Below are 12,148 nucleotides of genomic sequence, written 5' to 3'. Positions count from 1 at the left end.
TTCAGGCGAAGGCGGGGCGCAGGGCGGCAAGCAGGTCCTTGCCGCTGACCGGCTTGTCGAGCCGCTTTTCCTGCTCGAATTCGCTGCGCAGTTCCTCGTGGTGCAGATTGGCGCTGACGAAGACGATATAGGTGCCGTTGCTGCGCAGCTGGCGGGCCAGCGGCCAGACCGGGTTCTGGTTCACATCGATGTCGAGGATGGCAGCACGCGGCATTTCGTTGCCGACCATGGAGAATGCCTCGTCGAGCGAAGTCGCGGGGCCCATCACGTCATAGCCTGCCGATTCCAGAGTCATCTCGAAATCGAAGGCAATCAATGCCTCGTCATCGACGATCAAGACCTTGCTACATGGCGACACGAGTGAAACTTCCCCTTCTTGAGAGGAAAAATTCGCCAATCGACATTTGGTTTCGAAACGAAGCGAAGAAACTGCGCGCCGTTCCTAGCGTGCGTCGATCGGGCTGAGCGGCCACCACGGCCCGCCGGTGCGTTGCGCCTTGTGCCGGCCGAGATCGCGCAGGCAGGCCATGAAGCCGGGCTTGAACATCTCCCCCTCCTTCTTGCAGTCCGCCTCGGGGCAGGTGCATTCGAAGCTGTCCCACTGGTCGGCCGTGGTGACGTAGATGTCGCCATAAGGATTGAGCAGGCGCAGGCCCGCGATCGCGCCGACCTCGCTTTCGTTGACGAGCAGGTCGTAGCCGCGCTTGCCGTTGAGGATTGGGTCGTCCTTGCTGTCGAGGTCGGGGTCGGCGATGCGCACGGTCGGTCCGTTGCGCACCACGAAGAAGGCAGGCGTCACCGCCGCGCGCTCTGCACCTGTCGGGTGATGGTCTTCGGGCAGGCCGGCGTGCTTGCATACGTGGTCGTGCATCCGCTCCATCGAGCGTTCGAAGAAGACCGAGCGCCGCACTCCGCCATCGTACAGCACGCGCGACCCCTTGCTCGACCCGGTAACGCGCAACTGCTGGTGGAACACCGGCATGGCGGACGAGGCCATGGCCGCCGCGCACAGGGCATCGACGGCTTTCTCGTTGTCCGGCTCGTCGCGGACGAGGCCGCGCACGTCGACATAGTGGAACTGGCCGCAATTCGCCTCGACGAAGCCGATATAGCCCGCGATGCTCGACTGGCGCAGCGCATCGAGCAGCGTGCCGTCGCCGTTCTCGAAGATCGCGTCGCGGATCCGGCGGCGCAGCGGCGCGGTCCCGGCCTGGGCGCCGCGAAAGGGGAGCATCTTGAGGCCGGTGTTGAGCACGACCTCGCTCTCCTTCTTCGGCGAATAGCCCCATTCGAGCCGTTCCATCGCGTAGCGGCGCGTCTCGGGCCGGGCCTTTTCGTCGAGCGCCACCATCAGCAGCAGGGTCTGCAGCGAACCGGTCGAAATGCCGGTGATGATACGCACCCCGCGCATGGCGAGGTCGTTGCCGCTGGCATCGTGCAGCGTGCGGAACAGGCCTGCTCCGTAGGCACCCCATTGCCCGCCGCCCGACAGCATCAGGACTTTCTCGCCATGTGCTTTCTCGGGCTTGGCCGGATCGTGCGCCAGCTTCAGCTCGCCGGCCGAATGACCATGCAGCGCGCATTCCTCGACCAGCTTTTCCAGTTCGCGGCCCAGCGGGTCCGGTTCGTGGTCGTTCTCGTCGAAAAGATGGTCGTGCGAGACGGGCGCATCGCGCTGGATATCGCGCACGAAGCGGCTCGGTGCTGCATCGTGGACGTGGTCGTGGAAGTGCGAGCAGGGCACATCGTGCGCGCCCCAGTTCAGCAGCTTGCGGCCGACGAAGAAGATGACGAAGGGCAGGCAGAAGCCGATGACGAGGTAGACAAGGTTTTCCAGCATCGGCACATCCCCCCTTGGCTGGCCCGAGCGGTCGGTTTTTACCAATAGGCCGCAGGGTTACAACTCGATTGGAGAGGGCCGACATCGGGAGGGGGCAAGCGATGCGCATCGAACGCAAGGGCGGCGGACCGTGGCTGAACGAGCATCGCTCGATCGCCACCTTCATGCGCCGCACCGTGGAAATCCACCAGGACGGCGAGCAGGAACTGGTCGACGCCCTGCGCCAGCGGCGCGCGGTGATGGGCGACCTCATCGCCTACGAGGCAGAGCGCGACCGCGAATTGTGCGTGACCGGTTCCGGCTGGTCGCAGAGCAAGGTCTTTCGCGGCTTCTCCAGCCATGTCGAAACCGACGAGGACCACGGTATCTGGTCGGTCCCCGATGGCGCTTTTCGCGACGGGGTCGAGGGGCGCCAGCGCTATGTCATCGTCACCGGCGGGACCAAGATTTTCCGCCTGATGGATTGGCTCGGCAAGCCCGGCCGCGACCTGTCGCTGCGCACGGCAGGCTCGCACAAGGGACAGAGCATCGCCGGACTGGCGGGCACCGGATCGCACGGCTCGACGCTGGGCGAGACGGGCTGCGAGGGTCATGTGCGCGCTGTCCTGCTTTCGACGGGCAAGGGCGAGGCAGTGTGGCTTGCGGACCCTGCGCGACCGGTATTGCGCGACGAATGGGTAACGCAGTTCGCCAGCCTCGGCGATCCGGCGCACTTCGCTGCAGCGCAGGTCCATCTGGGCGGCATGGGCTTCGTCTCCGCCTATCTCATCGAGGCGGTGGACGAGTTCTACTGCGGCCTCGTCAAGCGCGCCCGCCGCCTGCCCGCCGACTGGGGCGCGCTGGTCGCACAGGGGCGCTTTGCCGAAGCCATGGGGGATATCGCGGAAGGCCGCGTGCCTCATTATTACGAGCTCACCTTCGACCCCTTCGCCAAGGACGGGCACGAGGTGCTCGAGACGATCTGGCTCAGGATCGATGCCGAGGCCAAGCCCGCACTCGATGCGGAACCGGTCAGTCGCACCGGCTTCGAGGCGCTGGGCGAGCGTGCGGCCAAGGGCCTGAAGGAAGCGAGCGAGAACCCGCTTGCGCCCTTTATGATCGAGGCCAAGCTGCGCGACCTGATCGATGTGCCGGGCATGCTGTTCGAGGATTTCAAGGAACACGCCTGCGACGAGCGCGACGTGCCGCGCACGCTGTCCCAGCTGACCGCCGAATGGAAACCGCACCGCCTCTTCGGCCTGCGGGTGGACGTCTACAACGCGGCTTTCGCCGTGCCGCTTGACCGCCTGCCCGAAGCGCTGAAGATCGCGCGAGAAATGGCAGCCGGGACCCAGGAGAACATCCGCCACTTCAGCAAAGACTTCGTCTACACCGTGCGCTTTGCGAAGAAGAGCCCGGCGGCGATGGGATTCCTGCGGTTCGAGGACAATGCCATCATCAATATCGACGGCCTGCCCAAGAATTTCCCGCTCGGAACCGATGCGCACGTGGCGGCGCAACGCCTCCAGTACCTGCTCGGCAAGGCGGGCATCCCCTTCTCCATGCACTGGGGCAAGGATGCGCAGATGGATGCAAGCGCAATCGCTGGGCAGTACGGACCCGGCGTTGCCGCTTATCGCGCCGCGCGCGAGGCCCTGCTCGGCGCGGACGCGGAGGTGTTCATCTCCCCCGCGCTCGAGAAATGGGGCCTTGCCTGACGCTCAGCCGTGCGCGCCGAACAGGTTCGCGATGGCGGTGGAGATGCGCAGCGAGAGGCCGTGCGCCTGTTCGATCGGGTCGATGTAGTTCGTGCGGATCGCATCGTAGCCTTCGCCCGCCCCGCGCGGGTACTCCCCGCCCTCGTCCATTGCGAAGTCGCTCTTCTGCGGGAAGCTGGTGGGATAGGCGCGGCGTAGCTGGGCCAGCGCCTCGTCCACCCGCAGCGTGAAGACCATCTCCAGCACGTCGGTCCGGCTGATGTCGTTGGCGCGGCTGAAGACCGGAACCGAGACGACTTTCAGGAACATGTGCTGCATCAGCGCCAGGCGCAGCGATTGCAGCACGCCGATGGTCCGGCGCACGCCTTCGCGTTCGGGATGCGGCTCCTCGTCGGGCACGAGGTCGAACAGGCGGTGCAGTTTCAGCGCATCGACCCTCAGGCGCGAGGCAAGGCGGCGGAAGACGCCGTTGCGGTCGTCCTGGATGAGATACTCCGCCAGCGTCTCGCAGGCGCGGGCGAGGTGGTCTTCGGTACCGCGATAGGGGCGGCTGGCCCAGTATGCGGAATTGAACAGCTCGCCATAGGCGGCGACCGTCTTGATGCTGGCCAGCGCGTTGGAGGCGCGCACCAGTCGCATGATCTGCCGTCCGCGCGGGCTTTCGCGCAGCAGCTCGGCAATGTCCTCGTAATTGCTTTCCGCCGCGCTGCCGACGCCGGCGATGATGTTCACCGGATAGCCCAGCTGCTGGAGGATCGCGTTGTGCGGAATGGCGCGGATCTGGCGCAGGCTCATCTCGCGATCGGCATTGATGTCGCTCTGGCGGCGCGACACGCGGCTGCCGGTCGTGTTGAGCAGGCCAAGGCCGAAGGCGGTGATCGCGCGGCTGTAGGTCCGGCTTTCGAGATGTTCCTGCTGGTGGTCCTTGATCGCGCGGTAGAAATCGAGGCTGAGATCGGTCCGGCGGTAGAAGGCATCCGCCGGGGCTTCGAGGTCGGCGGTGGCAGGTGCCCGTTCGGCAATCTCGGACAAGGTCGCCAGCGCCAGTTCCGGCGTCGAGAAGAACAGGTAGCCGTCGCCCCCCTGGAAGCTCGCTTCGGGTTCGATGCGGATGCCTGCTCGGGCGAAGCGGCGCCGCGCCCAGGGGCTGAGCGGCCATTCGAGCCGGTCCTTGAAGCTCGCGGGATGCGCGCCGCGGCCCATGCCTTCGCCATGCGTGTTGAAGACCAGCGCGGCGACATCGGTCAGCCCGTTCGCGGCCATGGCTTCGGCAAGGCGGCCCTGCAGGCGCTCGATTGCAAGGCTCGCAGGGATCTGCCCGACGAAGCGCCCGGCATCGGAAAAGCCGGTCTGGATCGCCACGCGCCCGCGCTTCCTGGCGTAAGCGCGGTAGTCCTCTTCCGCGAGCAGCGCGTCGAGGAAGCGGCCGCCGTGCTCCAGTGCGCTTTCCGTCTCGAACAGGGGCGAGACATCGACCTTGTCCTCGATCCCGAACAACCGCGCGAAATAGAGCGCCGACAGCACGGTCGCGGGCTGTTCGCACTCGGCGACCAGCATGCGGATCGGCGCATCGGCGTCCACATGCTTGAGAATCTGCGCCATGGCGAGGAACTGCCGCACGGCGGTCGAACTTTCGATCGCGAGCGAGGCGAAGTTGGCGGACAGCGGCTTTGCCTCCGCAAGCAGGTCGCGCAGGGCACCCAGCGCGCCCTGGCTGCCGATATCCAGCTCCTCGCCATTCTCGATCCGCGTGCGGATGGCGTTGTGGAGCTGCTTGGCGTTCACGCGGAAATGGATGTTGCCCATGCCGAGGCCGTCTGCGCGCATCGCGGCGGCCAGCGTCTTCAATGCGACGGCCTTGTCGCCATCCGCCCCTGCGGCCTCCTCCTCGAGCTGCGCGATGAGCGGCGCAAGGCTCAGCAGCTTGTCGGGGTCGCCTGCGGTCAGGCGGTTGGCGGCGGCAGACAGGTCCGCCGGCTTGCCGAGATCGCCGGCGAAATCCGCTGCGCTGCGCTCGGTATGCGCCTGGGCTGCGCGCAGCTTGCCGACCAGTTCGTGGCCTGCATCGATTGCGGCAAGGCTGTCGGCATAGCGGCCGAGCCGCTCGGCCTTTTCGGCCAGGCGGAAGCGGATCGAGGTGTACCACTTGATGTCGGTGCGCCCGTCCATGTCGTAGCCGACCCAGCTGGCGAAGCGGAACGGCAGCGGTTCGAGCTCGCGCCAGCGGTCGGGCCACTTCTTCGCTGCGCAGGATAGCAGCGAGGACACGAGCCGGTCGCGCGCATCCTGCGCATGTGCGAGCGCCTGCATCGCTTCGCCATGTTCATAGTCGAGCGTGATCGCGGTGCGCGTCCCATCGGCCGCATCGACCTTCCCGCCTGTGCTCGCTGCCTGTGCGACTGCGCGGGTCTGGCCGGGCGAGAGCAGGAAGGTGGGGTGCGCGGTAAAGACCACGTGCAGCTGCGGATTGGCCCAGTGCGCCGCGAAATCCTCGAAACTGCCGGCGTCGCTGCAAAAGCCATCGAGCCTGCTTGCCGCTGCATCAGGCGTGACCAGGCAGCGCAGCCGATCGGCCCGTGCGCCCAGCGATTCCGCTTCGAGTTCGCCCACCAGCTGCGCCACGTCCTCCAGCGAAACGTCGCCCGCTTCCAGGGTGCGCGAGATGTCGTGCGCCAGCTGGAAGACCGGGTTGAACAGCGGCGTTTCCTGCGTGCGCGCGTGCAATTCGCGCAGGCGGTCGGCCAGCCGGTCGAAGGATAGCGGGGCAAGGTCGGTCAAACGCGAATTCTCCTGTCGTCTTCCAACTCACGAATGCGCGGCAAAGCGGTTCCCGAGTCAAGCGAAGGCCGCAAATGGTGCCATGAATAGGTTTGCGTTCGCGCAGATGTGCCAAGCGGGTGCTTCGCCCTTTACACCTGACGCGTCATTCTCCACCCATTCCGGCACGTTAACCGCAAGCGCCAACCTTCCTGTCACGGCTTGCGGGCGATGCGTGGCCTCTGGGGCAGGAAACGGGATTTTATCATGAGCGACTGGACCATCGGCATCATCGGCGGATCGGGTCTTTATGCAATCGACGAGCTCGAGGATGCGCAGTGGATCGAGGTGAACTCGCCCTGGGGCGAGCCGTCCGACCAGATCCTGTGCGGCACGATCGGCCATGTGCGGGTGCGCTTCCTGCCGCGGCACGGGCGCGGTCACCCGATCATCCCCTCGAAGATCGAGGCGCGCGCCAACATCGATGCACTGAAGCGTGCGGGCTGCACCGATCTCCTCGCTATCAGCGCAGTGGGATCGCTGGCGGAAGACCTGCCGCCGGGCCGCTTCGTCACGGTCGACCAGTTCATCGACAATACCAAGGGCCGCCCGTCGACCTTCTTCGACAACGGCTTCGTCGCCCATGTGCCCTTCGGCGACCCGGTTTGCCCGCGCCTGTCGAAGCACATTGCCAAGGCGGTCGAGAAGGCCGGTGGCGATGTGACGCAGGGCGCGACCTATCTCGCCATGGAAGGCCCGCAGTTTTCGACCCGCGCGGAAAGCAAGCTCTACCGCCACTGGGGCGCGGAAGTGATCGGCATGACCGGCATGCCCGAGGCCAAGCTCGCCCGCGAGGCGGAGCTGCCCTATGCCCTGCTCGCCATGGTGACCGACTGGGACAGCTGGCGCGATAACGAGGCGACCGTCGACGTGGCGGAAATCGTTGCCCAGATGCAGAAGAATTCCGAACTGGCGAAGAAGGCGCTTGTCGCGTTCTGCAAGGGCCTGCCGAAAAAGCGCAATCCCTCGCCCATCGACCGCACGCTCGACGATGCGGTGATCACCGCACCCGCCCACCACGACAAGGAATTGATGGCCAAGCTCGACGCAGTCGCGGGCCGCCTGTTCCGCGCCCGATGAGCGAGCGCTTCGACCTCCTCGTCATTGGCGGCGGGATCAACGGCGCAGGCATCGCGCGCGATGCCGCCGGCCGCGGCCTGTCGGTGGCGCTGGTGGAGAAGGACGATCTCGCTTCCCACACCTCGTCGGCCAGCACCAAGCTGGTCCACGGCGGCCTGCGCTATCTCGAACATTACGAATTCCGCCTTGTCGCCGAAAGCCTGCGCGAGCGCGAGGTGCTGCTCGCCAATGCGCCGCACATCATCTGGCCGCTGCGCTTCGTCCTGCCGCACGAGCCCGGCATGCGGCCCAAATGGATGCTGCGCGCCGGCCTGTTCCTCTATGACCGGCTGGGCGGGCGCAAGACGCTGCCCGGCTCGCACCGGATCGATTTGCGCAAGGCCCCGCACCGCTCGATCCTGCAGGAACACCTGGTCGCAGGGTTCGAGTATTCGGATTGCTGGGTGGAGGATTCCCGCCTCGTCGTGCTGACCGCGGTGGACGCGCAGGAACGCGGCGCGAAGGTGTGGACGCGGACCGAATGCACCGCGCTCGACAGGCGGGCCGACCACTGGGTGGCAACGCTCGCGGACGAAAACGGGGAGCGCAGGGTCGAGGCGCGGGCCGTGGTCAATGCCGCCGGCCCCTTCGTCGACCGCGTTGCCAAACGCGCCCTCGGCAGCGGGACGCCTGCCCATCTGCGGCTGGTGAAGGGCAGCCATATCATCGTGCCGCGCGCCTATCCGGGCGACCATGCCTATATCTTCCAGCAGGCCGACGGGCGGATCGTCTTCGCCATTCCCTACGAGCGCGATTTCACGCTGATCGGCACGACCGACATGCTCTACGAAGGCGATCTCGACCGCGTGGAAATCAGCGAGGAAGAGAAGGCCTACCTGCGCGAGGCGGCGACGCAGTATCTCAAGAGCGGCATCACCGAGGAAGACATCGTCCACACCTATGCCGGTGTCCGCCCGCTCTACGAGGACAACTCAAAGAGCAATTCGACCGTCACGCGCGATTACGTGTTCGAGCTGGAAACCGATGGCGGGGCGCCGATCCTGTCGGTCTATGGCGGCAAGATTACCACCTATCGCAAGCTCGCCGAACACGCGCTGGCCAAGCTCGGGCGGCACCTCCCGCTGCCATCCGGCCCGTGGACGCAAGACGCGCCCTTGCCCGGCGGCGACATGGAGCGCACCGACTTCGCCCGCTATCTGTGGAGCGCGAGCGAGCGCTATCCCTGGCTGCCACCCGAAATGCTGCTGCGCCTTGCCCGCGCCTACGGGACGCGCCTCGACCGCGTGCTCGGGTCTGCCACTTCGCTGGGCGAACTGGGCGAGCATTTCGGAGGCGATCTCTACGCGGCGGAGCTGCGTTACTTGCGCGATTTCGAATACGCCCGCAGCGCCGAAGACGTGCTGTGGCGCCGCAGCAAGCTGGGCCTGCACCTGCCTGCGGAAAGCGCCCCTGCCGTAGCGGAATGGTTCGCGCGCGGCTGAGACCCGCAGGCACACTTCACAAAGCTTGAAAGCGCCTGCGCGCGGGTCCAAGGGGCGCACGTCCACCCAAGCCCAACGGAGTCGCATGGCTTTGCACGATCCTGCCCGCCTTTCCCCCCTTTCCCGCCAGTCGCTGCGCGAGGCCTATCGCGCGGAAGAAAATGCCTGTGTGGCAGAGCGCCTCGGCCAGGCCGGACGGGCGAGCGAGAAGCATGGCGAGGCGGCTGCTCTGGCGGCGAAGCTGATCGAGGGCGCGCGCCGCCGCAAGGCGAGCGGGATCGACGCATTCCTGCAGCAGTACGGCCTTGCCACCGAAGAAGGCGTGGCGCTGATGTGCCTTGCCGAAGCCCTCCTGCGCGTACCCGATGCGGCCACTGCCGACGCGCTGATCCGCGACAAGATCGGCGATATCGACTGGTCCGAGCACCTTGGCGAAAGTTCCTCCACCTTCGTCAATGCGGCGACCTTCTCGCTGATGCTGACGGGCGAGGTGCTGGAACGCCCCGAAGAAGCACAGAAGGGCATGCGCCGCACGCTCAAGAACGCCGTCACGCGGCTGGGTGAACCGGTCATCCGCAAGGCGACCTTGCAGGCCATGCGCATCCTCGGCGGCCAGTTCGTCTACGGCCGCACCATCGACGAATCGCTCAAGCGCGCCGCGCCCGAACGTGCCAAGGGCCTGACCCACAGCTTCGACATGCTCGGCGAAGGCGCGATGACTTTCGACGATGCCGAACGGTACCGCGCCAGCTACGAACGCGCGATCAACCGGCTCGCCCGCGAAGGCACTGGCGATCCGCGGACCTCGCCCGGCATTTCGGTGAAGCTGTCGGCGCTGCATCCGAAATACACCTTCTTCCACGGCGACAAGGCGGTGGCGGACCTCGTGCCCATGCTGCGCCCGCTGATCGCCAAGGCGCGCGATGCGAACATCCACTTCACCATCGATGCCGAGGAAGCCGACCGGCTGGAGCTGTCGATGGATATCATCGAGGCACTGGCGCAGGACGATGCGCTGTTCGTGCGCGCCGACGGCAGCCGCTACGAAGGCTTCGGCCTCGCCATCCAGGCCTACCAGAAGCGCGGTGTGCCGATGTGCGAATGGGTCGCCCGCCTCGCGCGCAAATACGACCGCAAGTTCTTCGTTCGGCTGGTGAAGGGCGCCTACTGGGACACCGAGATCAAGGTGAGCCACGTGGGCGGCTTCACCGATTTTCCCGTCTTCACGCGCAAGCTGGCGACCGATGTCAGCTACCTCGCCTGCGCGGACACGCTGCTTGGCGCAAGCGACGTGATCTATCCCGCCTTCGCCACGCACAACGCCTATACCGTGGGCGCGATCAAGGCGCTGGCAGGCAGCAAGCCGTTCGAGTTCCAGCGCCTCCACGGCATGGGCGAGGACGTCTACGACGCGCTCGCACAGGTCGAGGGCAATGCGCGCACCAACGTGCGCATCTATGCGCCGACCGGCACGCACAAGGACCTGCTCGCCTATCTCGTGCGGCGCCTGCTGGAGAACGGGGCGAACAGCAGCTTCGTCAACCGCATGGCCGATGCCGAAGTGCCGGTGGCTGATCTCGTCACCGATCCGTGCGCAGATCTCAAGGCGCTGAAGCCTTATCGCAATCCGGCCATCGCGCTGCCCAAGGACATCTTCCCCAACCGCAAGAACTCGGCCGGGGTCGACCTGTCGGATCCGCTCGTGCGCGAGCCGCTGCTCGACCGGCTCGATGCGCTGTCCACCCGCCACTGGCATGCCGAGCCGACCTTCGTGTCGGGTGCCGAGGGCGAGGTTGCCCCGATCAACAAGCCGCACGACCTGACCGCCGAAGTCGGCACGAGGCGGGATTCGCTCGACTTCGAGGTCGAGGAAGCAATCACCCGTGCGCTCGACATCCAGCCGGGCTGGAACGCGCTGGGCGGCGAGAAGCGTGCCCTGCTCCTGGAAGAGGCTGCCGACCTGTTCGAGGCGCATACCGAGGAGTTTCTCTCGCTGTGCCAGCGCGAAGCCGGCAAGACCTTGCAGGACGCGGTGCTCGAACTGCGCGAAGCGGTCGACTTCCTGCGCTATTACGCGGTCGAGGCGCGCCGCCTGTTCTCGGCCCCGATCCCGCTGCCCGGCCCGACGGGCGAGGAAAACCGCCTGACCATGGCAGGGCGCGGCGTGTTCGCCACGATCAGCCCATGGAACTTCCCGCTCGCCATCTTCATCGGACCGGCCGCAGCAGCGCTCGCTGCCGGTAACACCGTGGTCGCCAAGCCTGCCGAACAGACCCCGCTGATCGCGGCTCTGGCCGTCAGGCTGTGCCACGAGGCTGGCATTCCGGAAGAAGCCTTCCAGATCCTGCCGGGCGCTGGCGATGTGGGCGAGATGATCACTTCCGACCCGCGGATTGCTGGCGTGGCCTTCACCGGCTCGACCCAGACTGCACAGGCCATCAACCGCAGCCTCGCCTCGCGCGACGGGCCGATCGCAACCTTCATTGCCGAAACCGGCGGGCAGAACGCGATGATCGTCGATTCCACCGCCCTGCCCGAACAGGTCACGCGCGATGTCGTTGCCTCGGCCTTCCAGAGCGCGGGCCAGCGCTGTTCGGCGCTGCGCGTCCTGCATATCCAGGACGAGGTCTACGATTCCATGCTGCACATGATCCGCGGCGCGTTCGAGGCGCTGACCGTGGGCGATCCGGAAGAACTGGCGACCGATGTCGGTCCGGTCATCGACCCTGACGCCAAGGCCGCGCTCGAACGCCATGTCGCCCGTCGCAAGAAGGCCGGGCGGCAGGTCTGGCGCCGCCGCCTGCACAATGGCGCGAGTGCCGGTTGCTATGTCGCGCCGACCATCATCGAGATGGATTCGATCCTCGACCTGAAGCGCGAGAACTTCGGGCCCGTGCTGCACGTCGTGCGCTACAAGGCCGCGGACCTCGGCCGCGTGGTCGAGGAGATCAACGCCACCGGCTATGGCCTCACCCTCGGCCTCCACAGCCGCAATGACGATACGCGCGCCTTTGTCGAAGCGCGTGCGCGGGTCGGCAATTTCTACGTCAACCGCAACCAGATCGGCGCGGTGGTGGAAAGCCAGCCCTTCGGCGGGGAAGGCCTGTCGGGCACCGGCCCCAAGGCGGGCGGCCCGCACTATGTCGCCCGTTTCGCGACCGAGCGGGTGGTCTGCATCGACACGACCGCGGCAGGCGGCAACGCCACCCTGCTGGCGAGCTGAGCGAGACAAG

At 66.4% G+C, this 12,148-nt stretch carries 7 protein-coding genes; 4 read left to right on the top strand and 3 right to left on the bottom strand.

Annotation, left to right across the window (positions count from 1 at the left end; genetic code table 11):
• Position 1 precedes the first annotated feature (1 nt).
• Together LCL94_RS06050 and LCL94_RS06045 are read right to left on the bottom strand one after the other, a co-directional pair.
• Positions 2-358 carry a response regulator gene (locus LCL94_RS06050; protein ID WP_160608446.1) on the bottom strand — a complete coding sequence of 119 codons (357 nt, stop codon included), beginning with the start codon at positions 356-358 and terminating at the stop codon, positions 2-4.
• A gap of 84 nt (positions 359-442) precedes the next feature.
• Positions 443-1,840: a patatin-like phospholipase family protein gene (locus LCL94_RS06045; protein WP_224831424.1), complete on the bottom strand. Its 1,398-nt coding sequence runs from the start codon at positions 1,838-1,840 to the stop codon at positions 443-445.
• A gap of 101 nt (positions 1,841-1,941) precedes the next feature.
• Between LCL94_RS06045 and LCL94_RS06040 the strand changes: the two genes are divergently transcribed.
• Positions 1,942-3,537 carry a hypothetical protein gene (locus tag LCL94_RS06040; protein WP_224831423.1) on the top strand — a complete coding sequence of 532 codons (1,596 nt, stop codon included), beginning with the start codon at positions 1,942-1,944 and terminating at the stop codon, positions 3,535-3,537.
• Positions 3,538-3,540: 3 nt separating this feature from the next.
• On the opposite strand, the gene LCL94_RS06035 is transcribed toward LCL94_RS06040, so the two are convergent.
• Positions 3,541-6,315, bottom strand: a complete 2,775-nt coding sequence (locus tag LCL94_RS06035; RefSeq protein ID WP_224831422.1) for a phosphoenolpyruvate carboxylase — start codon at positions 6,313-6,315, stop codon at positions 3,541-3,543.
• A 246-nt stretch (positions 6,316-6,561) separates the two neighbouring features.
• Here LCL94_RS06035 and mtnP point away from each other — a divergent pair, with 246 nt between their 5' ends.
• The 3 genes from mtnP to putA all read left to right on the top strand — a co-directional run bounded on the left by mtnP (position 6,562) and on the right by putA (position 12,138).
• Positions 6,562-7,434 (top strand): S-methyl-5'-thioadenosine phosphorylase, encoded by an 873-nt coding sequence (gene mtnP / locus LCL94_RS06030; RefSeq protein WP_160608442.1) that lies wholly within the window; start codon positions 6,562-6,564, stop codon positions 7,432-7,434.
• Positions 7,431-8,915: a glycerol-3-phosphate dehydrogenase gene (gene glpD, locus LCL94_RS06025; protein ID WP_224831421.1), complete on the top strand. Its 1,485-nt coding sequence runs from the start codon at positions 7,431-7,433 to the stop codon at positions 8,913-8,915. Before mtnP ends, glpD begins: the two co-directional genes overlap by 4 nt.
• Before the next feature lie 85 nt (positions 8,916-9,000).
• Positions 9,001-12,138: a bifunctional proline dehydrogenase/L-glutamate gamma-semialdehyde dehydrogenase PutA gene (gene putA / locus LCL94_RS06020; protein ID WP_224831420.1), complete on the top strand. Its 3,138-nt coding sequence runs from the start codon at positions 9,001-9,003 to the stop codon at positions 12,136-12,138.
• Positions 12,139-12,148 lie beyond the last annotated feature (10 nt).

The organism is Qipengyuania gaetbuli (assembly GCF_020171365.1).
Classification (GTDB): Bacteria; Pseudomonadota; Alphaproteobacteria; order Sphingomonadales; family Sphingomonadaceae; genus Qipengyuania; species Qipengyuania gaetbuli_B.
The sequence above is the reverse complement of the archived record's forward strand: the minus strand, read 5'-3'. Positions and strand labels throughout refer to the sequence as shown.

Coding starts and splice junctions, on each gene's coding strand:
- LCL94_RS06045 (WP_224831424.1), bottom strand. CDS start 1,840: ATGCTGGAAAACCTTGTCTACCTCGTCATCGGCTTCTGCCTGCCCTTC.
- LCL94_RS06040 (WP_224831423.1), top strand. CDS start 1,942: ATGCGCATCGAACGCAAGGGCGGCGGACCGTGGCTGAACGAGCATCGC.
- mtnP (WP_160608442.1), top strand. CDS start 6,562: ATGAGCGACTGGACCATCGGCATCATCGGCGGATCGGGTCTTTATGCA.
- glpD (WP_224831421.1), top strand. CDS start 7,431: ATGAGCGAGCGCTTCGACCTCCTCGTCATTGGCGGCGGGATCAACGGC.
- putA (WP_224831420.1), top strand. CDS start 9,001: ATGGCTTTGCACGATCCTGCCCGCCTTTCCCCCCTTTCCCGCCAGTCG.